The sequence below is a fragment of the Enterobacter sp. HK169 genome (assembly GCF_001719105.1).
GTDB classification, from domain to species: Bacteria; Pseudomonadota; Gammaproteobacteria; order Enterobacterales; family Enterobacteriaceae; genus Enterobacter; species Enterobacter asburiae_B.
The window spans coordinates 1,981,857-2,003,485 of the sequence record NZ_CP017087.1 but is presented as its reverse complement, the minus strand read 5'-3'; the positions used below and the strand labels follow the sequence as shown (position 1 = coordinate 2,003,485).

The window sequence follows — 21,629 nt, the reverse complement described above, 5'->3', positions numbered from 1 at the left end:
TCGCCCCTAAACGATAAAGTGGATGTGCTTTTTGCCATGGAACGGCGAGATCTCAATTTTGGTTTTGACCCGGAAGACATCCCACAGCAAAGACTCGGATAAGATGTCCTGCGGTGTCCCCGTCGCCACAATTTGCCCTTTCTGCATCACAATCAGCGAGTCGCAGAACATCGAGGCGTGGTTGAGATCGTGGATAGCGACAATGCTGGTGACCGGTAATTCGCTGATCAACTGCATCAGCTGCATCTGATGATGAATGTCGAGGTGGTTGGTCGGCTCGTCCAGCAGGATTTCCGTTGGGGTCTGAGCCAGCGCGCGGGCAATATGCACCCGCTGGCGCTCTCCGCCGGAGAGGCTCAGCCAGCCCTGATCGCTTTTATCCAGCATATCCACGCGCTGCAGGGCGGCGGTGACGGTTTCGTCATCGTGGTTGCTCCAGTTGGAAAAAGCGGAGTGGTGCGGAATACGCCCGAGTTTCACCACGTCGCGCACGCGCATGTTGGCGTCCGTCATCCCGTGCTGTTCCACAAAGGCGACCCGGCGCGCCAGCTGCTTATTGGCGATGCGGGAGATGTCCTGCCCGTCCAGAGTGACGAGTCCAGCATCCGGGCGACGAAGCCCGGCGAGGATCCGTAAAAGAGACGATTTACCGCAGCCGTTAGGGCCAAGCAGCCCTACCGTTTCGCCCCGGGAAACCTTCAGCGAGACGTCGTTAACGATGACCTTTTTGCCGACCTTCCAGGTAATATTTTCAGCGCAGATACTCATCACTTATTCCTTGAACGGTAGATAATCACGGCAAAGAAAGGCACGCCAACCAGCGCGGTGACCACGCCGACGGGCAGGCTTTGCGGCGCAATCAGCATGCGCGAGGCAATGTCTGCCAGCACCATCAGGATCGCCCCTGCCAGCGCGCTGGCAATCAGCAGCGTGCGGTGCAGCGGCCCGAACAGGAAACGCATCACGTGCGGGACCACCAGCCCGACAAAGCCGATTGAGCCCGCCATGCTGACAATCGTCGCGGTAATCAGCGCGGTAGTGGTAAAGAGCGTCAGGCGCACCCACGGGACGGCAATACCTAAAGAGGCGGCAGCGTCATCACCGAACGTGAAGGCATCCAGCGCTCGGGAATAGTAGAGGCAAACGGCTAATCCAGTCAGCACCACCACCAGCGCCAGCTGGAATTCAGGCCAGCGAACGCCGCTGAAGCTGCCCAGCAGCCAGAACATCACGTCGCGCGCCTGCTGGGCGCTGGCGGAGGTGCTGATGGTGTAGGCAGTAATGGCGTTGAACAGCTGTGAGGCGGCAACGCCAGCCAGAATGGTACGTTCATTTCCCCCGCGCGCGCCGTTCGTCAGAAACGCGACAAACGCAAAGGCGGCGAACGCCCCGGCAAAGGCCCCGGCAGACAACGACACCGCACCCGTGCCAATCCCCAAAACGACGACCGACACCGCCCCGGTTGAGGCACCTGCCGACACGCCGAGCACGTAAGGTTCCGCCAGGGCGTTCTTCAGCAGGCTCTGCAATACGGCACCGCAGATAGCCAGCCCCGCGCCGCAGCAGGCCGCCACCAGCGCGCGGCTCAGGCGAAAGTCCCAGATCACGCTCTCATAGATGCGGGTGAGCGGAACCTCGGTGAGCCCAATTTTATTGCTGATGGCGTAAAACACCTTATCCAGCGGGATGGACAACTCGCCGACGCTGACGCTCAGCGCGATCGCCAGAAATAACAGGCCCAGAGCGAGCAAACCCGAGGTCGTCAGAACCAGGCTCTGCCGGGCCTGAAGAACGGCGGTTGTCATCAGTTCAGCCCCAGCTTTCTGAGCTGTTCGCCGACCTGCTCAGCCCCGTAAATCGTGCGGATCGTCGGGTTCATCGCCTGGCCGTCCATCACCACGATATGGCCTTTTTTAACCGCGTCCAGCTGGCTGACCGCCGGATCGCTCTTCAGGAATTTGATTTTTTCTTCCGCGTTATCCAGCGCCCAGCGGTTGCGGTCCAGGCTGGACACCACAATGACATCCGGATTGGCGGCAATAATGCTTTCCCAGCCTACGGTTGGCCATTCGGTCTCGGACGTAATGGCGTTATGACCGCCCATCAGGCTGGCGATAAACCCGGAGGGGCTATTTTTACCGCCGACGTAGGCGTCAGCAGAAGGGGACGAACTGGAGAACCAGAAGACAAACGAAAGGTCTTTTTTACTCTTGCCGAATTCCTTACGCAGGTCGGCCTCGCGGTTTTTGAAATCGGCAATAACGGCCTGACCGCGGTCTTCAACGTTAAAGATTTTGGCGAAATCCTCAATCTCTTTATAGAGATACGTCATATCCCACAGCTTCTGGCGGCTGCCGTACATATCGCCGGAGGCTTTTTTGGTCGCGCACATGCCCGGCGACACGTAGCTGTTCACGCCCAGGGTCATCAGGTCTTCGCGTTTTGCGACCTTACTTTCAGGCCCCAGCAGCAGCGGGGACTGCGCCGGGACAAAGTCAGGATTTTGCGCAAGAACGGATTCAAGGGTCGGGATTTCGACCGTCAGGGTTTTGATTTTTGCGTTCTGTTCCGCCAGCTGCGGCAGCACTTTGGTCGGCCAGAAGGCGCTGGCCTTCACCTTATCTTCCAGGCCCAGCAGGAGCAAAATTTCGACGGTGTTCTGGCCCAGGGCCACGACGCGTTCCGGTGCTTTGGTGAACGTCTCTTTGTAGCCACAGTTTTCAATCGTCAGGGGATAGGTGGTTGCCAGAGCAGAACCGACCGACGCAATCGCCAGGCCTAACGCGCAGATGACCTTTTTCATGAAACGCTACCCTTCATTAAAATTATTTTTGATGCAAATGAAACTCATTATTAAGGCGGAATTTTATACAGAGGAAACGATTTTGTGTCAATGAGGGACAATTACGCAGGGGAACAAAAGGCGGTGTCAGAAAAACACCGCCGGAATAAGGTCTTAAATGAGGCTCTCTTTATCAATCCCGAGACGCTTCATGCGTGACAGCAGGGTGGTGCGTTTTAACCCCAGACGCTGGGCGGCACCTTTTGGCCCGGCGACCACGCCGTTGGTCTCTTTCAGCACGCGCATAATGAGCTGATATTCATCTTCTCCCTCTTTTGCGGTCTCGGCGGCGGGCGCGGTCACGTCAGGAAGCGTAACCTCAGGCAGGGAGAGTTGCAGCACGTTACCGCGCGTCAGCAGCACCGCGCGTTCGATGACGTTTTCCAGCTCGCGCACGTTGCCGGGCCATTCCATCGATGAAAGAGTGCGCAACGTCTCGGCAGGAATACTGTCGATGTTGCGCCCCATCCGGCGTGCGATCTTCGCGGTAAAGGCTTTGACCAGCAGGGGGATATCTTCCGGGCGCTCGCGCAGCGGCGGCAGGAAGATCGGGAAGACGTTCAGACGATAGTAAAGATCGCTGCGAAACTCGCGGTCGGCGACCATTTTTTTCAGGTCACGGTTGGTGGCGGCAATCAGCCGCACGTCGGTCTGGATAAGCTTGTTGCTGCCCAGGCGCTCAAACTCCTGCTCCTGCAGGACGCGCAGCAGTTTCGGCTGTAGCTCCAGCGGCATATCGCCCACTTCGTCGAGGAACAGCGAGCTTTTGTCGGCCAGCTCAAAACGGCCCAGCCGCTGGCTGCTGGCCCCGGTGAATGCTCCGCGCTCGTGGCCGAACAGATCGCTTTCCAGCAGTCCCGCAGGCATCGCGGCGCAGTTCATCTTCACCATCCGTCGGCTGTTGCGGTTGCTCAGGTTGTGGATTGCGCGGGCTATCAGCTCTTTGCCCGTGCCGGTTTCGCCCAGAATCAGCACCGTACTGTCGCTTTGCGCCACCATCTCAACCTGCTTAAGCACGCTGTACATGGCGTCGCTGCGCCCGATGATTTCACCAAACTCGCTGTCCACGTTGTTGAGCTGTTCGGTCAGGGCCAGGTTCTCATCCACCAGCCGCTCTTTCAGGCGATGAATTTCCTGATAGGCGAGGGCGTTATCCAGCGCGATGGAAATACGCTCGGCAATCTGGCGCAGCAGCTTCAGGTTGGCGGTGGTAAACACGCCCTCCTCGCACTGCGCCAGCTTTAGCACGCCCAGCATGGTGTTGCCGGACATCAGCGGCAGCAGACACAGGGTCTGAATTTTATTGCCCCAGGTGTTAAACAGCATCCGCTCGTACGGCGCGACCGGGTCCTGCTCGTTCAGGTTGAGCAGGAGGATCTCTTTGCTTTTGAAGACCCGCTCGGAAAGGGTGCCCGCTTCGTCCACCTCGCTCTGCTCGTGCGCCGGGTTGGCTTCATCGAGATAATGCGTGGAGTAGATGTTCAGCTTGCCCTTGCGATGGCCGCGCAGCGCAATGCTGATAGCGTCGATTTTGAAATAGTGGTGGATCTCTTTCGAAACTTCGCTGACCAGCTCGTCCATGTCCAGGCGGGAGAGCACGGCGTTGGTGATGGCGACCAGAATACGGAAGTTGTCGCGCTCGCGGCTCAGCAGGTCGTAATCGACGTTATTGGTGACGCGGCTTTGGATCTGCTCCGCGACGACGGCCACAATCTGGGTAAAGGTGTGCAGGCGCTCGTATTCCGCCTCGCTCCAGGGCTGGTCGGTCGTGCGGATAAACTCGCAGCCGCCAAAAATCTGGCCCTCAGCCGCCAGCGGCAGCATGCAGTAATGCCCGAAAGGCTGATAAAGGTCGCTCTCCGCCAGCTTCGGCCACGCCTGGCGGAACTCCGCAAAGTTGCAGTGCAGCACTTCTGGCCGGGAGAGTATGCGGCGCACCGGGCCATGCGCCAGATACGTTTCGTCTTCGTATTCAAACGTTTTGCCATTATCACGCGTCGAGTAGTAGCTCGCGCGCTGCGTTCCGCTATGCCAGAGCACAATCGCGGCGCTGTCCGCCAGCGCCGATTGCCTGACCAGCCGCGTCAGGGCATCGCTCAGCGCGCCGAGATCGGGCTGCTGTAAAAGTGTGCGCGTGATGTCAAACAGGCCCTGCTGTCCAAGATCGCTCATCGGTGTATACGGCATATTGCTTTCCAATAGAAACTGGCAAAAAAGAGACATTCAGTGCTGACCGCTTTTGGCGCGGTTCTAGCAAATTCGGGGTAAGGGTTCCGCGTGCGGCAGATCCAGCGTCCGCTTCACGCCATACAGCCCGGCCAGGCGCACCCCTTTGCGCTCAACCACTTCACCAATCATCGCCGCCTCTTTTCCTGACGGATGAGCCCGCAGCTGTTCAAGAACGGCTTCCGCTGACGCGCGTTCAACGCCAATCACCAGTTTGCCTTCGTTGGCAAAGTTGAGCGGGTCAAGGCCCAGCAGTTCGCAAAGGCCGCGAACGGCAGGCTTAACGGGCAGGCTGCGCTCGGTGAGTTCAATCCCGTACCCGCAGCTTGCTGCAAATTCGTGGACCACGGCGTTCACGCCGCCTCGCGTCGCGTCCCGCAGGGCTTTCACGCCGGGAATACCCCTCAGCGTCTGGATCAGCGGGGTGAGCACCGCGCAGTCGCTGCGCAGTTCCCCGTCCAGCCCCAGACCTTCGCGCAGGTTTAAGATGGTCGCCCCGTGGCAGCCCAGCGTTCCGGTCACGATCAGCACGTCGCCCACGCTAAGCCGCTGCGCGCCCCAGTGAATATCGGCGGGGATCGCCCCCATGCCGGCGGTATTGATAAACAGCTTGTCGGCCGCGCCGCGCTGCACCACTTTGGTATCGCCGGTGACGATAGCTATCCCCGCCTCGCGCGCGGTCTGCGCCATGCTGTTGACCACTGTCGTGAGCGTCTCCATCGGTAACCCCTCTTCGAGGATAAATCCGCAGGAGAGGTAGCGCGGAATGGCGCCGCTGACCGCTACGTCGTTGGCCGTGCCGCAGACGGCGAGCTTGCCGATATCGCCGCCGGGGAAGAACAGCGGATCGATCACGTAGCTGTCGGTGGAGAACGCCAGCCTGTCGCCCTGCGCGGTGAGGGTTGCAAGGTCAATGCGCGCCTGGTCTTCCTGTTCGGCGAGCCAGGGGTTGTTGAAGGCTTCCATAAACAGCCGGTTAATCAGCTGCTGCATCGCCTGTCCGCCGCTGCCGTGTGCCATTTCAACCGTATTCATGCTTCACTCTCCTGGTTGCGATACTGATACCACGCGGCACACGCCCCTTCGGAGGAGACCATCAGCGCGCCAAACGCCGTTTGCGGGTTACAGGTATCGCCAAATAACCGGCATTGATGCGGTTTGCATTTACCGGTGAGCACGTCGCCGCAGCGGGCCCGGGGATCGTCGCAAACCTGCTGCGGCTGCGGGCGGAAATGCGCTTCGGCGTCGAACGAGCGATAGGCTGGCGTCAGGTGCACGCCGGATTCGGCAATCAGCCCCAGACCACGCCACTCGCTGTCGCCCTCAACGCTGAACACGTCGGCTATCGCCTGCTGCGCCCGTTCATTTCCCGCATCCGGTACCACGCGGCGGTACTGGTTTTCCACGTTACTCAGGGCCGCTATTTTCTGCTCAACCAGCATGGTGACACCTTGCAGTAGATCAAGTGGTTCGAAACCAGCGACCACTAACGGACGATTGTACTGTTCAGCGATAAAACCGTAGGCGTCTGTGCCAATTACCATGCTGACATGCCCCGGTGCCAGAAAGGCGTCAATGCCGTTTCCCGGTTCTTCCAGCAGGCTGCGCAGCGTGGGAATGAGCGTAATGTGCTGGCAGAAGAAGAAAAAATTCCCGACGCCGCGCGCTTTCGCCTGCTGCAGCGTGATGGCGGTGGCGGGCATGGTGGTTTCAAACCCCAGACCAAAAAACACCACCTTGCGCGCGGGGTTGTCCTCCGCCAGCGTCAGGGCATCCATCGGCGAATAGACGATCCGGATGTCGGCCCCGCGCGCTTTCGCCTGCAGCAGCGAGCCGTTTTTCCCCGGCACGCGCATCGCGTCGCCAAAGGTGCAGAAAATGACGTCGGGCTGGCTGGCAATTTCGATACAGCTGTCGATTCGCCCCATCGGCAGCACGCACACCGGGCAGCCGGGGCCGTGGATAAACTCGATGTTCTCCGGCAGCAGCTGGTCGAGGCCAAATTTGAAGATGGCGTGCGTGTGTCCGCCGCACACCTCCATGATCCGCAGCGGTTTTTCCGCCGTGTAGTCCAGCAGCGACGCGCGCGTTTTCAGGTGCCCGATAAGCTGCAGCACCTGCTCCGGCGCGCGGTATTCATCAACGTAACGCATGGCTAACGCTCCTCGCCGTACAGCAGCGCGCCCACGTCCGGCTCCACGTCGAACATGTTTTGCAGGGCATCCAGCGTGTCGCGGGCTTCCGCTTCGTTAATCACGCTCATGGCAAACCCCACGTGGACGAGCACCCACTGGCCGAGACGCGATGCGCCCGTTTCATCGCTGCTGCCCACCAGCGTCAGGTCCACGTCGCGCAGGATGCCGCAGACCTCTACTTTGGCCTGGTTCCCGTCAATGGAATGGATTTGTCCCGGTACGCCTATGCACATCGTTCACTCTCCAGCCAGTTCAGCCAGGCGTCCATCCCGTCACCGCGCGTGGCGGAGACCAGCAGGATCTCAATCTCGGGATTCACTTCCCGGGCGCAGGACAGGCACTTATCCACGTCGAAGTTCAGGTACGGCAGCAGGTCGACCTTGTTCAGCAGCATGATGGACGCGGCGGCAAACATATGCGGGTACTTCAGCGGCTTGTCTTCGCCTTCGGTCACCGAAAGCACCGCCACCTTGTGGCGTTCGCCCAGATCGAAGCTTGCCGGGCAGACCAGGTTGCCGACGTTTTCAATAAACAGAATGCCGTTATCCGCCAGCGGCAGACGCGGGGCGGCGTCGGCAATCATCTGCGCATCCAGGTGGCAGCCTTTGCCGGTATTGACCTGAATCGCCGGGGTGCCGGTTTCGCGAATGCGCGCCGCGTCGTTAACGGTTTGCTGGTCGCCTTCAATCACCGCGCAGGAGACGCGCCCGTTCAGGCGTTTGAGCGTTTCCGTTAACAGCGTGGTTTTGCCGGAGCCGGGGCTGGAGACCAGGTTCAGCACCAGCTGTTTGCGGGCGGCAAAGCGCGCGCGGTTGCGGGCGGCGATCTGGTTATTTTTGTCCAGCACGTTGATTTCCACCTCCAGCATCTGGCGCTGGCTGATGCCCGGCGCGTGGGTACCCGCTTCGCCGTGGCCGTAGTGCAGATCGCCCGCAGCGGAGCGTTGCGGGGAGAAGGTGATACCGGTTAAAGCCGCAGCTGGCCGCGGGGCTGGCGAAAAGGGCGCGGAGCGAAACGCGGAATGGGGGCGATGTTCATCCCCTTCTATATACAGGTTGCCTTCGGCGCAACCGCAGGTGCTACACATACTTTACTCCTTCTCGATTTCGAGGCGTTGGATCTGCATGCCGTCGTCCGCCACGATGCGAAGACCGGTGCTCTGACACTGCGGACAGCGCTGAACCTTTGATGACAGCAGGGTGACGTACTGCTGGCACTGCTCGCACCAGCACTCCGCCTGCTGCTCTTCGATATGGAGCTCGCAGCCTTCCGCCAGCGTGCCGCGACACACCAGCTCAAAACAGAAATTCAGGGCGCGGGTCTCGACGCAGGAAAACGCCCCGACCTTCAGCCAGACGCCGGTGACGCGCTTCGCGTGGTTTTGCACTGCCTGCTGTTCGATAAGCTCCAGGGTCCGCTGGCAGAGGGTGATTTCGTGCATGACGCCTCCTCAATGAATTGCGCCATTGAATGCAATAACGGTGCCAGCTTGATTTTTGTTAAGGCGTGACGATGTCAACGCTGTCGAAATGACACGTCGACACCGCGGCGTTGACAGCGGTTTTGCAATTAAAACCATTTAAAATCATAAAGATAAAAACTGGCATGGAATCTGCTTAACAGCCGCTATCTCCATTAAACGGATACCTTCTATGACTATTTGGGAAATCAGCGAAAAAGCGGATTACATCGCGCAGCGTCATCAGCAGCTGCAGGACCAGTGGCACCTCTACTGCAACTCTCTGGTTCAGGGCATCACCCTCTCGAAAGCGCGTCTTCACCACGCGATGAGCTGCGCGGCGCAGGGCGACATGCGCTTCGTCCTGTTCGGCCATTTCACCATCAACGTTACCCTGGCGGACAACTTCAACAGCCACACCATTGAGTACCACCTCGAGACAAAAGACGGCGAAAAACAGTGTATTGCGAAGGCGCAGCTGATGGCCGATGGCATGGTGGATGGCCACGTCAGCAACCGCGATCGCCAGCAGGTGCTGGAGCACTATCTGGAAAAAATCGCGCCGGTCTATAACGGCCTGTACGCCGCCGTTGAACACGATCTTCCGGTCAACCTGAAGCAGCTGATGGATGGAAATACCTCAGCGAACGTGGCCTGACTCCTGCGTGTCGAGAAGTGTCGACAAGACAGTTTTTCGTCAAAAATGACTATCACCAGAGGATAACCCGGTGAACCGTTTTGTAATTGCTGACTCGACGGTCTGTATTGGCTGTCGAACCTGTGAGGCGGCGTGCTCGGAAACGCATCGCCTGCATGGGCTGCAGTCCATGCCGCGCCTGCACGTCATGCGTAATGAAAAAGAGTCTGCCCCGCAGCTCTGCCATCACTGTGAAGACGCCCCCTGCGCGGGCGTCTGCCCTGTGAATGCCATCACCCGCGTGGATGGCGCTGTCCAGCTGAACGAAAGCCTGTGCGTAAGCTGCAAGCTGTGCGGCATTGCCTGCCCGTTCGGCGCGATTGAATTTTCCGGCAGCCGTCCGCTGCATATTCCGGCGAACGCCAACTCGCCAAAAGCCCCGCCCGCGCCACCGGCTCCGGCACGCGTAAGTACGCTGCTGGACTGGGTGCCCGGCATCCGTGCCGTTGCGGTGAAATGCGACCTGTGCAGCTTCGATGAGCAGGGCCCGGCCTGCGTGCGCACCTGCCCGACTAAGGCGTTGATTCTGGTTAACATTCGCGACATCGCCCGTACCAGCAAGCGTAAACGCGAGCTGACCATCAACAGTGATTTTGGCGACCTTTCTCTGCTACAGGCGCTTAACGAGGGGGCGAAATGAACGCGGCGATGATGATTACCAGCGCGGTAGCCTGTTTTGCTGCCGCCGCTGTTCTGGCGCTGATCTGCTCATTCCATAAAACCCTGAGCGGCGCGATCGCCGGGCTCGGCGGGGCGGTCGCTAGCCTGATGACGCTGGCGGCAGGCGGCGATGTCCTGCTCGGCGGCCAGTCCTCAGAGGCCGTGATGCCGCTGATTCGCCACACGGTTGCGATCACGCCGCTGAACGCCATCTGGCTGGTGACGTTTGGCCTGTGCGGGCTGTTTATCAGCCTGTTCAATATCGACTGGCACCGCCATCCGCACGCCAGGGCTAACGGCCTGCTGGTTAACCTGCTGATGGCGGCGGCGGTCTGCACAGTTATTGCCAGCAACCTCGGCGCGCTGGTGGTGATGGCGGAAATTATGGCGCTGTGCGGCGTGTTCCTGACCGGCTGCAGCGCCTCCGGCAAGCTGTGGTTTGCGCTGGGACGCCTCGGGACGCTGCTGCTGGCGCTGGCCTGCTGGCTGGTGTGGCACCGCTTCGGCACGCTGGATTTCTCTGCGCTCAACGGGCATCCGCTGGGGAATGACGTCTGGCTGCTGGGCGTGCTCGGCTTTGGCCTGCTCGCCGGCATCATCCCGCTGCACGGCTGGGTGCCGCAGGCGCATGCGAATGCCTCCGCGCCCGCCGCTGCGCTGTTTTCTGCGGTGGTGATGAAAGTAGGTCTGTTCGGGATTCTGGCGATTACGCTGACCGGCGGACAACCGCCGCTGTGGTGGGGCGTCGTGCTGCTGGCCGCCGGAATGATTACCGCGTTCGTCGGCGGCCTGTACGCGCTGATGGAGCACAATATCCAGCGCCTGCTGGCGTACCACACCCTGGAAAATATCGGCATTATCCTGCTCGGAATGGGCGCGGGCGTGACCGGGCTGGCGCTCAATCATCCGGCGCTGATTGCCGCCGGGTTTATCGGCGGTCTGTATCACCTCGTCAACCACAGCCTGTTTAAAAGCACCCTGTTCCTCGGCGCGGGCAGCGTCTGGTTCCGCACCGGTCATCGGGATATCGAAAAGCTGGGCGGGATTGGCAAAAAGATGCCGGTCATTTCACTCGCCATGCTGGTGGGTCTGATGGCAATGGCCGCGCTGCCGCCGCTGAACGGCTTTGCCGGGGAGTGGGTGATCTATCAGTCCTTCTTCGCGCTCGGCCAGAGCGACGCATTTATCGCACGCCTGCTCGGCCCGCTGCTGGCGGTCGGGCTGGCGATTACCGGGGCGCTGGCGGTGATGTGCATGGCGAAAGTCTACGGCGTGACCTTCCTCGGCGCGCCGCGCACCCGCGAAGCGGAAAACGCCTGCTGCGCACCCTTGTTGATGGGCATCAGCGTGGTCGCGCTGGCGCTGTGCTGTATCGCGGGGGGCGTCGCCGCGCCGTGGCTGCTGCCGCTGCTGGGCAACGCTATTCCTCTGCCGCTGACCGTGGCGAATACCACCGTCTCTCAGCCCATGATCGCGCTGCTGCTGATTGGCGCACCGCTGCTGCCGCTCGTCCTGATGCTGTTCTTCAAACGCGACCGGCTCGCCTCCCGCTCGCGCGGTGCGGCGTGGGCCTGCGGCTACGAACACGAACAGTCGATGGTCATCACCGCCCACGGTTTCGCCATGCCGGTGAAGGAGAACTTCGCCGCCGTGCTGAAGCTGCGCCACTGGCTGAACCCGGTAGGCTGGGTACCCGGCTGGCAGAGCGCCGCCGCGCCCGTATTGTTCCGCCGTCTGGCGGTCATCGAGCTGGCGGTGCTGGTGGTCATTGTGATTTCACGAGGAGCCTGACATGAGTCTGTTACTGGCAATTCTTCAGGCGCTGGTGCTGTTCGCCGCTGCGCCGCTGCTGTCGGGCATCACGCGCGTGGCGCGCGCCCGGATGCACAACCGTCGCGGGCCCGGTGTGCTCCAGGAGTACCGCGATCTCTTTAAACTGCTCTCCCGTCAGAGCGTCGCGCCGGATGCCGCAGGCTGGGTTTTCCGCCTGACGCCGTTTGTGATGGTGGGCGTCATGCTGACCATCGCCACCGCGCTGCCGGTGGTGACGGTGGCGTCGCCGCTGCCCGTGCTTGGCGATCTGATCACGCTTATCTACCTCTTTGCCATCGCCCGCTTCTTCTTTGCGATTGCGGGCCTGGACACCGGGAGCCCGTTTACCGGCATCGGTGCCAGCCGCGAGGCAATGCTCGGCGTGCTGGTGGAGCCGATCCTGCTGCTGGGGCTGTGGGTCGCCGCGCAGGTGGCGGGTTCCACCCACATCAGCTTTATCACCCACACCGTTTACCACTGGCCGGTGGCGCGCTCGATCCCGCTGGTGCTGGCGCTGTGCGCCTGCGCGTTCGCCACGTTTATTGAGATGGGCAAACTGCCGTTCGACCTCGCGGAAGCCGAGCAGGAGCTGCAGGAGGGGCCGCTTACCGAATACAGCGGCTACGGCTTCGCGGTGCTGAAGTGGGGCATCAGCCTCAAACAGCTGGTGGTGCTGCAGATGTTTGTCGGCGTCTTCTTCCCGTGGGGGCAGATGACGCACTTCTCCGCAGGCGGTCTGGTGCTGGCCGTGGTGGTTGCCGCCCTCAAGCTGCTGATCGGCGTGCTGGTGATTGCTCTGTTTGAAAACAGCATGGCGCGCCTGCGTTTTGTGGAAACGTCGCGCATCACCTGGGCCGGTTTTGGTTTTGCATTTTTAGCGTTCGTCTCCTTGCTGGTGGCGTGATTAAAGAGAGTATTTATGTCTGAAGAAAAGAAAGGTCAGCAGTATCTCGCCGCGTTGCATCAGGCTTTCCCCGGCGTGGTGCTGGAGGAGTCCTGGCAAACCAAAGACCAGGTAACCGTCACCATCAAGGTGAACTATCTGCCGGAAGTGGTCGAGTTTCTGTACTACCAGCAGGGCGGCTGGCTGTCGGTGCTGTTCGGCAACGACGAGCGCCAGCTGTGCGGCAACTATGCGGTGTATTACGTGATGTCGATGGAGCAGGGCGAGAAGTGCTGGCTCACCGTGCGCGTGGAAGTCGACCCGGCTAAGCCGGAATACCCGTCCGTCACGCCGCGCGTGCCCGCCGCCGTCTGGGGCGAGCGCGAAGTGCGCGACATGTACGGCCTGGTGCCGGTCGGCCTGCCGGACGAGCGCCGCCTGGTGCTGCCGGATGACTGGCCGGACGAACTCTATCCGCTGCGCAAAGACAGCATGGACTACCGCCAGCGCCCGGCGCCGACCACCGACAGCGAAACCTACGAGTTTATCAACGAGCTGGGCAGCAAGAAGAACAACGTGGTGCCGATCGGCCCGCTGCACGTCACCTCAGACGAACCGGGCCACTTCCGCCTGTTTGTCGACGGCGAAAACATCATCGACGCCGACTACCGCCTGTTCTACGTCCACCGCGGCATGGAAAAGCTGGCGGAAACCCGCATGGGCTACAACGAAGTGACGTTCCTCTCTGACCGCGTGTGCGGCATCTGCGGCTTCGCCCACAGCACTGCCTACACCACCTCGGTGGAGAACGGCATGGGGATCGTGGTGCCGGAGCGCGCGCAGATGATCCGCGCCATTCTGCTGGAGGTGGAGCGTCTGCACTCGCACCTGCTGAACCTCGGCCTGGCCTGCCACTTCGTCGGCTTTGACTCCGGGTTTATGCAGTTCTTCCGCGTGCGCGAGGCGTCAATGAAGATGGCGGAGATCCTCACCGGGGCGCGTAAAACCTACGGCCTGAACCTGATCGGCGGGATCCGCCGCGACCTGCTGAAAGACGACATGATCCAGACCCGCCAGCTGGCGCAGCAGATGCGCCGCGACGTGCAGGAGCTGGTGGACATGCTGCTCAGCACGCCAAACATCGAGCAGCGCACCGTCGGCATCGGCCGTCTTGATCCGGAAATCGCCCGCGACTTCAGCAACGTCGGCCCGATGGTGCGCGCCAGCGGCCACGCCCGCGACACGCGTGCCGATCACCCGTTCGTCGGCTACGGCCTGCTGCCGATGACCGTGCACAGCGAGCAGGGCTGCGACGTCATCTCGCGCCTCAAGGTGCGCATCAACGAGGTGTTCACCGCCCTGAACATGATCGACTACGGCCTCGATAACCTGCCGGGCGGCCCGCTGATGGTGGAAGGCTTCACCTACATTCCGAACCGTTTTGCCCTCGGCTTTGCCGAAGCGCCGCGCGGGGACGACATCCACTGGAGCATGACCGGCGACAACCAGAAGCTCTACCGCTGGCGCTGCCGTGCGGCCACCTACGCCAACTGGCCAACCCTGCGCTATATGCTGCGCGGCAACACCGTATCCGATGCGCCGCTGATCATCGGCAGCCTCGACCCGTGCTACTCGTGCACCGACCGCATGACCGTCGTCGACGTGCGCAAGAAGAAAAGCCTGGTGGTGCCGTACAAAGAGCTTGAGCGCTACAGCATCGAGCGTAAAAACTCGCCGCTGAAATAAGGACTCGCCATGTTTACCTTTATCAAAAAAGTAATCAAAACGGGCACGCAGACCAGCCGCTATCCGCTGGAGCCGATGCCGGTGGATAAAAACTTTCGCGGCAAGCCGGAGCACAACCCGCAGCAGTGCATCGGCTGCGCGGCCTGCGTCAACGCCTGTCCGTCGAACGCCTTAACGGTGGAAACGGATCTCAAAACCGGCGAGCTGGCCTGGCAGTTTAACCTCGGGCGCTGCATCTTCTGCGGCCGCTGCGAGGAGGTCTGCCCGACGGTCGCCATTCGCCTGTCGCAGGAATTCGAGCTGGCGGTGTGGAAGAAGGAGGATTTTCTGCAGCAGTCGCGCTTTGACCTTTGCAGCTGCCGCGTCTGCAGGCGCCCGTTCGCCGTGCAAAAAGAGATCGACTACGCCATCGCGCTGCTGCAGCACAACGGTGACGCCCGCGCGGAGCATCACCGCGAAAGCTTTGAAACCTGCCCGGAGTGCAAGCGTCAGAAGTGTCTCCTGCCGTCCGACCGCATTGATATCACCCGCCATATGAGAGAGGCCAGCTGATGGAAAATTTACTCGGCCCGCGCGACGCTAACGGCATTCCGGTGCCGATGACGGTGGAGGAGTCCATCGCCAGCATGAAGGCGTCGCTGCTGAAAAAAATCAAACGCTCGGCCTACGTCTACCGCGTGGACTGCGGCGGCTGCAACGGCTGCGAGATTGAGATCTTCGCTACGCTGTCGCCGCTGTTTGACGCCGAGCGCTTCGGCATCAAAGTGGTGCCGTCCCCGCGTCATGCGGACATCCTGCTGTTTACCGGAGCCGTCACCCGCGCCATGCGCTCGCCGGCGCTGCGCGCCTGGCAGTCCGCGCCGGACCCGAAAATCTGCATCTCGTACGGGGCCTGCGGCAACAGCGGCGGCATCTTCCACGACCTCTACTGCGTCTGGGGCGGGACCGACAAAATCGTGCCGGTGGACGTCTACATTCCGGGCTGCCCGCCAACGCCCGCCGCGACGCTGTACGGCTTTGCCATGGCGCTCGGCCTGCTGGAGCAGAAAATCCACGCGCGCGAGCCGGGCGAGCTGGACAACCGGCCTGCGGCCATCCTGCACCCGGACATGGTCCAGCCGCTGCGGGTGAAGATTGACCGCACGGCGCGCAGGCTGGCGGGCTACCGCTATGGCCGCCAGATTGCCGACGATTATCTGCGCCTGCTGAGCCAGGGCGACCATCAGGTGGTGCGCTGGCTGGAGGCGGAAAACGATCCGCGTCTCAATGAGATCGTGGCGAACCTGAACAGCATCGTGGATGAGGCGCGTATCCGATGAGTGAAACGGTGGTGTTCAGCCAGCTGAGCCGTAAGTTTATTGATGAGAACGATGCCACGCCGGATGCGGCGCAGCAGGTGGTCTATTACAGCCTGGCGATTGGGCATCACCTCGGGGTGATTGACTGCCTGGAGGCGGCGCTGAGCTGCCCGTGGCCCGAGTACCTGGCGTGGATCGCCACGCTGGAGGAGGGCAGCACGGCGCGGCGCAAAATGGAGGGCGTGCCGAAGTATGGCGAGATCGTCATCGACGCCAACCACATTGCGATGCTCGCCAACGCCTTTGACGCGGCGCTCGCCAGGCAAACCCCCGAGCAGCAGTCGTGGAGCAAAACGCTGCTCGGCATGCTGCACGATATTCACCAGGAGAGCGCCATCTACCTGATGGTGAGGAGATTACGTGACTGACGTTTTACTGTGTGTCGGCAACAGCATGATGGGCGACGATGGCGCGGGCCCGCTGCTGGCAGAGATGTGCGCCGCGAATCCGCAGGGCAATTGGGTGGTGATTGACGGCGGCAGCGCGCCGGAAAACGACGTGGTCGCCATCCGCGAGCTGCGCCCGGAGAAGCTGTTAATCGTCGATGCCACCGATATGGGGCTTAACCCCGGCGAGATCCGCCTGATTGACCCGGACGACATCGCCGAGATGTTTATGATGACCACCCACAATATGCCGCTGAACTACCTGGTCGATCAGATTAAAGACGACGTGGGCGAGGTGCTGTTTTTGGGGATTCAGCCGGACATCGTTGGGTTTTATTACCCGATGACGCCGCCGGTGAAGGAGGCGGTAGAACGGGTCTATTCACGGCTTGCGGAGTGGGTTGGGGATGGAGGGTTTGAACCCCTCACCCCGGCCCTCTCCCCAGAGGGGAGAGGGTGAAAACCGCGCCGAGCAGTCCTTTATTCCCGGAGTAAAGAGGGTGAAAACCGCACCAAACGGTTCCCTCTCCCCTATGGGGAGAGGGTGAGGGGTAAGGACAGGCTACTCGAGATCCGCCCCGTTACTCGCGATCACCTTCTTATACCACCAGAACGATTTCTTGCGTTTTCTGTCCAGCGTGCCGTTTCCGGCGTCGTCGCGGTCAACGTACACAAAACCGTAGCGCTTGCTCATCTCGCCCGTTGAGGCGGCCACCAGGTCGATGCAGCCCCAGGTGGTGTAGCCCATCAGCGGCACGCCGTCCTCAATCGCGTCGCCCATCGCGCGGATGTGCTCGCGCAGGTAGCTGATGCGGTAGTCGTCGTTGATCTCGCCGTTTTCATCAATGACGTCCTTCGCCCCGAGGCCGTTTTCCACCAGGAACAGCGGCTTCTGGTAGCGGTCGTACATCATGTTCATGGTGATGCGCAGGCCGAGCGGGTCGATGCCCCAGCCCCATTCGCTCACCTGAATATGCGGGTTACGCAGGGACTTCACGATGTTCGCCGCGCTGGTGTTGCCCGCGTTCATATCCGCCGACGCGCAGCGCGAGGCGTAATAGCTGAACGAGACAAAGTCGACGGTGTTTTTCAGCAGCTCGTCGTCGCCCGGATCTTTCACTATCACCACGCCTTTCTCGCGGAACACGCGTGCGGAGTAGGCCGGATAGCTGCCGCGCGCCTGCACGTCGATAAAGAACAGGTTCTCGCGGTCTTTCTCCAGCGCCATCCACACGTCTTCCGGCTTGCAGGAGTAGGGGTAGAAATTGCCGCCCGCCAGCATGCAGCCGACCTGGTTTTCCGGGTTCACCTCGTGGGCGATTTTGGTCGCCAGCGCGCTTGCCACCAGCTCGTGGTGCGCGGCCTGGTATTTCACCTGGTCTTCGTTTTCGCCTTCCTCAAACACCAGCCCCGCGCCGGAGAACGGGCTGTGCAGCATGATGTTGATTTCGTTGAAGGTCAGCCAGTATTTCACCAGCCCGTTAAACTCTTCAAAGCAGGTGCGGGCGTAGCGGGCAAAGAAATCGACCATCTTACGGTTGCGCCAGGAGCCGTATTCCGTCACCAGGTGCATCGGCACGTCGAAGTGGCAGAGCGTTACCAGCGGCTCGATGTTGTACTTTTTGCACTCCTCGAACATCGCGCGATAGAAGGCAATACCCTCTTTGTTCGGCAGCGGCTCGTCGCCGTTCGGGTAGAGGCGGCTCCAGGCAATGGAGGTGCGGAACACCGTAAAGCCCATCTCCGCCATCAGGGCGATGTCTTCTTTATAGTGATGGTAAAAATCAATCGCTTCGTGGCTCGGGTAGAACTCGTCGTCACGCAGCGAAAAACGCTTTTCCTTACCGAGCTTCACCGCCAGGCGATTCGCGCCGTGGGGGATCATATCGACCGTCGTCAATCCTTTGCCGCCTTCACGGTAAGCACCTTCACTCTGGTTGGCGGCAAGCGCGCCGCCCCATAAAAATCCTTGTGGAAAAACAGACATTCTTACCTCGCTTTCAATTTATGCTTTTGCTGCGTTGTTCTGTACCGGTGCGGTCTGCAGGGCGCGTGCTTTTTCAGCCTCATCTTCGACCGGGATATCCTCAAACCCTAAAAGCAGGGTCAGAACAAAGGACAGCACCACTGCCAGCCCCATCACGCCGAACACCCAGACGATGGTCATCGGGTTGGCCGGGTCAAAGAACTGCACGCTGGTGAACAGCCCCGGGGCCGCCATCGAGTGGCTGGCAAGACCGGCCATGCCGGCGACCGCCCCACAGATAAAGCCGCTGATCAGGCTCGCAATCAGCGGACGTTTCAGACGCACCGCCACGCCGTACAGGGCCGGTTCAGAGATCCCCGCCATAATGGCGGAGGCTGCCGCCGCCAGCGCCGTCTGGCGCAGCTCCGGGTTTTTGGTTTTCCACGCCACCGCCAGCGACGAGCCGCCGAGCGACAGGTTGGCGCCGATTTCCGACGGCATCACCATCCCTTCCTTGCCCGTTTCGGCAATGGTCTGAATGATGGTCGGCGTAAACACGCGGTGCATCCCGGTCATCACCAGCAGCGGCCAGAGCGCGCCCATGATGGCGACGGAGAGCCAGCCCAGGTAGCCGTGAATGGTGTAGACCAGCGCGGAGATGGCGCTACCGATCCAGATCCCCAGCGGGCCAATCAGCACGATGGCGAGCGGGGCGGCAATCAGCACGATCAGCATCGGCTTGAGGAAGTTTTTCGTCACCGCCGGGGTAATGCGATCCACCCAGCGTTCGATGTATGACAGGCACCAGGTCATCACCAGCGCCGGGATGACGGTGTAGGTGTATTTCACCGCCGTCACCGGAATAAAGGCGAACTCAACGTGCTCGCCCTGCGCGGCTTTTGCCATCAGCTCGATAAAGCTCGGGTGCACCAGCACGCCCGCGATGGCGATGGCCAGCGACATGTTGGTTTTGAACTTCACCGCCGCCGAGGCCGCCACCATCAGCGGCAGGAAGAAGAAGGCGCCGTCGCCGATGACGGTCAGAATAGTGAGCGTCGGCGCGCCTTTTGGCAGCACGCCGGTCATCTCGAGGATCATCGCCAGCAGCTTGACCATCGAGCCGCCGATGATCGCCGGGATCAGCGGGGACATGGTGCCGATCAGCGCGTCGAGGATCCCGGCGCCAATGCGGCGTAAGGTCATCTTCTGCGGACCTTCCGGCACTGCGGGCTGCAGGTCCGTGGGCAGCAGGCTCACCACTTCGCGGTAGGCCTGTGAAACCGTGTTGCCAATAATGACCTGGCACTGGTTGTCGTTGCGCACCACGCCGAGCACGCCGCTGATGCTTTTCAGTCGCGCAGCGTCGGTCAGGCTTTCGTCTTTCAGTACGAAACGCAGACGCGTCATGCAGTGGGTGACGGCGACGATGTTCTCTTTGCCGCCCAGCGCGCTGATAACGTCGTTCGCCAGCGCAGCGTAATTTTTGGCCATCGGATGTGATCCTGTTATTGTTGTGAGACATGTAGGAAACCGGTTCCACATAATCATCATGAGTTTCTGTGAATGAAACAAGATCGCTTTTTGACCATTTTTTCGTTTCGTGATGCAGATCGCAATGAGGTATCGAAAGCGTGATTTCACCGCTGCGACAATTTTTTTGCAGTGCAGTACACTGCGCTCCATCAGATTCAGACGGAATAACACTATGACCACGATGCTTGAAGTGGCGAAGCGGGCAGGCGTTTCGAAAGCCACGGTGTCCCGGGTGCTGTCGGGAAATGGCTACGTCAGCCAGGAGACCAAAGACCGGGTGTTTCAGGCCATTGAAGAGAGCGGCTATCGCCCGAATTTGCTGGCGCGAAACCTGGCAACCAAACGTACCCAGACGCTGGGGCTGGTGGTGACGAACACCCTCTATCACGGCGTCTACTTTAGCGAACTGCTGTTTCACGCCGCGCGCATGACGGAAGAAAAGGGGCGGCAGCTGATCCTCGCGGACGGCAAGCACAGCGCGGATGAAGAGCGCGAGGCGATCCAGTACCTGCTCGATATGCGCTGCGACGCGGTGATTATCTATCCGCGTTTTCTGAGCGTGGAAGAGATGGACGAGATCGTTGAAAAGTGCGAGCAGCCCATAATGGTGCTCAACCGCCGCCTGCGGAAAAACAGCAGCCACTGCGTCTGGTCAGATCATAAAGCCTCCAGCCAGGAGGCGGTGTCGCAGCTGATTGCGAAAGGGCACCGGGAGATCGCGTTTATCACCGGCTCGCTGGATTCCCCCACCGGGGTTGAGCGTCTCTCCGGCTACAAGGACGCGCTGGCGCAGCACGGTATTCCGCTGCGCGAGGGGCTGATTGCGCAGGGAAAGTGGAACCCCGCCAGCGGCGCGGCGGCGGTTGCCGAACTGCTTGCGCGCGGTGAACGGTTTACGGCGCTGGTGGCGAGTAATGACGACATGGCGATCGGCGCCATGAAGCAGCTCCACGACAGCGGCGTGGCCGCACCGGACGCGGTGTCGGTGATCGGTTTCGACGACGTGGCCATCGCGCCCTACATCGTGCCGTCGCTCTCCAGCGTGCGTATTCCGGTGACGGAAATGATCAAAGAGACCATCAGCCGCCTGATCTTCATGCTCGACGGCGGTGAGTTTAAGTATCAGCAAACCTTCTCCGGCGAGCTTGTCCTGCGCGACTCCGTTATTGACGGCCCGCACCGCTGATGTCGACAGCTGTCATCGTCATAAGTGACGATGACAGCACCATCGTGATTGTTAAATTCATCTAAAATCAACAGGTTAATTATTGGCACGGTTTATGAATATCTCCGCGCATAACTGTAATGCTGGAGAAGCAGATGAACCGTTTTATTATGGCCGATGCCAGTAAGTGTATTGGTTGCCGTACCTGTGAAGTGGCGTGCGTGGTTTCCCATCAGGCGGAGCAGGACTGCGCGTCGCTCACCCCTGACACCTTCCTGCCGCGCATCCACGTCATCAAAGGCGTGAATATTTCCACCGCCGCCATCTGTCGCCAGTGCGAAGACGCACCGTGCGCGAACGTCTGCCCGAACGGGGCGATTAAACGCGAGAAAGGCTTTGTGCACGTCATGCAGGAGCGCTGCATTGGCTGCAAAACCTGCGTGGTCGCCTGCCCGTACGGCGCGATGGAGGTGGTTGTTCGTCCGGTGGTACGCAACAGCGGCATGGGTCTGAGCGTACGTGCGGAGAAAGCCGAAGCCAACAAATGCGATCTTTGCTATCACCGCGACGCCGGTCCGGCCTGCATGGAAGCCTGCCCGACGCATGCGCTGGTCTGCGTGGATCGCGAGAAGCTTGAGCAGATGAGCGCCGAAAAGCGCCGTCGTGCGGCATTCGACACGTCGTCATCGCTGCTGTTCTGA

At 60.7% G+C, this 21,629-nt stretch carries 22 protein-coding genes; 11 read left to right on the top strand and 11 right to left on the bottom strand.

Going from position 1 to position 21,629, the window contains the following annotated elements; genetic code table 11:
- Window positions 1–6 precede the first annotated feature (6 nt).
- The 9 genes from EnteroDNA1_RS09455 to hypA form a co-directional block, all read right to left on the bottom strand.
- Window positions 7–768 (bottom strand): ABC transporter ATP-binding protein, encoded by a 762-nt coding sequence (locus EnteroDNA1_RS09455; protein WP_069303238.1) that lies wholly within the window; start codon window positions 766–768, stop codon window positions 7–9.
- Entirely contained in the window at window positions 768–1,805 is a 1,038-nt protein-coding gene (locus EnteroDNA1_RS09450) for a FecCD family ABC transporter permease (RefSeq protein ID WP_069303237.1), read from the bottom strand. Before EnteroDNA1_RS09450 ends, EnteroDNA1_RS09455 begins: the two co-directional genes overlap by 1 nt.
- Window positions 1,805–2,803 carry an ABC transporter substrate-binding protein gene (locus EnteroDNA1_RS09445; RefSeq protein ID WP_069303236.1) on the bottom strand — a complete coding sequence of 333 codons (999 nt, stop codon included), beginning with the start codon at window positions 2,801–2,803 and terminating at the stop codon, window positions 1,805–1,807. Before EnteroDNA1_RS09445 ends, EnteroDNA1_RS09450 begins: the two co-directional genes overlap by 1 nt.
- A 153-nt stretch (window positions 2,804–2,956) precedes the next feature.
- Window positions 2,957–5,029, bottom strand: a complete 2,073-nt coding sequence (gene flhA, locus EnteroDNA1_RS09440; RefSeq protein WP_029739538.1) for a formate hydrogenlyase transcriptional activator FlhA — start codon at window positions 5,027–5,029, stop codon at window positions 2,957–2,959.
- A gap of 63 nt (window positions 5,030–5,092) precedes the next feature.
- On the bottom strand, window positions 5,093–6,103 hold the full coding sequence (gene hypE / locus EnteroDNA1_RS09435) for a hydrogenase expression/formation protein HypE (protein ID WP_069303235.1): 1,011 nt from the start codon (window positions 6,101–6,103) through the stop codon (window positions 5,093–5,095).
- Entirely contained in the window at window positions 6,100–7,221 is a 1,122-nt protein-coding gene (gene hypD, locus EnteroDNA1_RS09430; RefSeq protein ID WP_069303234.1) for a hydrogenase formation protein HypD, read from the bottom strand. The genes hypE and hypD overlap by 4 nt, the downstream gene beginning before the upstream one ends.
- 2 nt (window positions 7,222–7,223) lie before the next feature.
- A complete protein-coding gene (locus tag EnteroDNA1_RS09425; protein WP_023308975.1) occupies window positions 7,224–7,496 on the bottom strand; it encodes a HypC/HybG/HupF family hydrogenase formation chaperone in 273 nt (90 codons plus the stop codon).
- Window positions 7,487–8,350 (bottom strand): hydrogenase nickel incorporation protein HypB, encoded by an 864-nt coding sequence (hypB, locus tag EnteroDNA1_RS09420; RefSeq protein ID WP_069303233.1) that lies wholly within the window; start codon window positions 8,348–8,350, stop codon window positions 7,487–7,489. The genes EnteroDNA1_RS09425 and hypB overlap by 10 nt, the downstream gene beginning before the upstream one ends.
- 3 nt (window positions 8,351–8,353) lie before the next feature.
- The gene (hypA, locus tag EnteroDNA1_RS09415; RefSeq protein WP_069303232.1) at window positions 8,354–8,704 is read right to left on the bottom strand and encodes a hydrogenase maturation nickel metallochaperone HypA; all 351 of its coding nucleotides are present in this window, start codon (window positions 8,702–8,704) and stop codon (window positions 8,354–8,356) included.
- Window positions 8,705–8,915: 211 nt separating this feature from the next.
- On the opposite strand from hypA, the gene hycA reads away from it, so the two are divergent.
- The 9 genes from hycA to hycI all read left to right on the top strand — a co-directional run bounded on the left by hycA (window position 8,916) and on the right by hycI (window position 16,724).
- A complete protein-coding gene (gene hycA / locus EnteroDNA1_RS09410) occupies window positions 8,916–9,380 on the top strand; it encodes a formate hydrogenlyase regulator HycA (RefSeq protein WP_033146386.1) in 465 nt (154 codons plus the stop codon).
- A gap of 70 nt (window positions 9,381–9,450) precedes the next feature.
- Entirely contained in the window at window positions 9,451–10,059 is a 609-nt protein-coding gene (locus EnteroDNA1_RS09405; protein ID WP_023308971.1) for a 4Fe-4S dicluster domain-containing protein, read from the top strand.
- Window positions 10,056–11,870 carry a formate hydrogenlyase subunit 3 gene (gene hycC, locus EnteroDNA1_RS09400; protein ID WP_069303231.1) on the top strand — a complete coding sequence of 605 codons (1,815 nt, stop codon included), beginning with the start codon at window positions 10,056–10,058 and terminating at the stop codon, window positions 11,868–11,870. The genes EnteroDNA1_RS09405 and hycC overlap by 4 nt, the downstream gene beginning before the upstream one ends.
- A 1-nt stretch (window position 11,871) precedes the next feature.
- Window positions 11,872–12,795 (top strand): respiratory chain complex I subunit 1 family protein, encoded by a 924-nt coding sequence (locus EnteroDNA1_RS09395; RefSeq protein ID WP_039263381.1) that lies wholly within the window; start codon window positions 11,872–11,874, stop codon window positions 12,793–12,795.
- A 15-nt stretch (window positions 12,796–12,810) separates the two neighbouring features.
- A complete protein-coding gene (gene hycE, locus EnteroDNA1_RS09390) occupies window positions 12,811–14,520 on the top strand; it encodes a formate hydrogenlyase subunit HycE (RefSeq protein WP_033146383.1) in 1,710 nt (569 codons plus the stop codon).
- A 9-nt stretch (window positions 14,521–14,529) separates the two neighbouring features.
- A complete protein-coding gene (locus EnteroDNA1_RS09385; RefSeq protein WP_010434471.1) occupies window positions 14,530–15,072 on the top strand; it encodes a formate hydrogenlyase complex iron-sulfur subunit in 543 nt (180 codons plus the stop codon).
- On the top strand, window positions 15,072–15,839 hold the full coding sequence (locus EnteroDNA1_RS09380; protein WP_069303230.1) for an NADH-quinone oxidoreductase subunit B family protein: 768 nt from the start codon (window positions 15,072–15,074) through the stop codon (window positions 15,837–15,839). The genes EnteroDNA1_RS09385 and EnteroDNA1_RS09380 overlap by 1 nt, the downstream gene beginning before the upstream one ends.
- A complete protein-coding gene (locus EnteroDNA1_RS09375; RefSeq protein ID WP_033146381.1) occupies window positions 15,836–16,246 on the top strand; it encodes a formate hydrogenlyase maturation HycH family protein in 411 nt (136 codons plus the stop codon). The genes EnteroDNA1_RS09380 and EnteroDNA1_RS09375 overlap by 4 nt, the downstream gene beginning before the upstream one ends.
- The gene (gene hycI / locus EnteroDNA1_RS09370) at window positions 16,239–16,724 is read left to right on the top strand and encodes a hydrogenase maturation peptidase HycI (protein WP_064673529.1); all 486 of its coding nucleotides are present in this window, start codon (window positions 16,239–16,241) and stop codon (window positions 16,722–16,724) included. The genes EnteroDNA1_RS09375 and hycI overlap by 8 nt, the downstream gene beginning before the upstream one ends.
- 102 nt (window positions 16,725–16,826) lie before the next feature.
- Here hycI and EnteroDNA1_RS09365 read toward each other — a convergent pair whose 3' ends face one another.
- Together EnteroDNA1_RS09365 and ascF are read right to left on the bottom strand one after the other, a co-directional pair.
- Entirely contained in the window at window positions 16,827–18,251 is a 1,425-nt protein-coding gene (locus EnteroDNA1_RS09365; protein WP_069303229.1) for a 6-phospho-beta-glucosidase, read from the bottom strand.
- Between the two features lie 18 nt (window positions 18,252–18,269).
- Window positions 18,270–19,721 carry a PTS cellobiose/arbutin/salicin transporter subunit IIBC gene (ascF, locus tag EnteroDNA1_RS09360; protein WP_032660344.1) on the bottom strand — a complete coding sequence of 484 codons (1,452 nt, stop codon included), beginning with the start codon at window positions 19,719–19,721 and terminating at the stop codon, window positions 18,270–18,272.
- A 214-nt stretch (window positions 19,722–19,935) separates the two neighbouring features.
- On the opposite strand from ascF, the gene EnteroDNA1_RS09355 reads away from it, so the two are divergent.
- Together EnteroDNA1_RS09355 and hydN are read left to right on the top strand one after the other, a co-directional pair.
- A complete protein-coding gene (locus EnteroDNA1_RS09355; RefSeq protein ID WP_045888102.1) occupies window positions 19,936–20,949 on the top strand; it encodes a LacI family DNA-binding transcriptional regulator in 1,014 nt (337 codons plus the stop codon).
- 134 nt (window positions 20,950–21,083) lie between these two features.
- Window positions 21,084–21,629 (top strand): electron transport protein HydN, encoded by a 546-nt coding sequence (gene hydN, locus EnteroDNA1_RS09350; RefSeq protein ID WP_039263391.1) that lies wholly within the window; start codon window positions 21,084–21,086, stop codon window positions 21,627–21,629.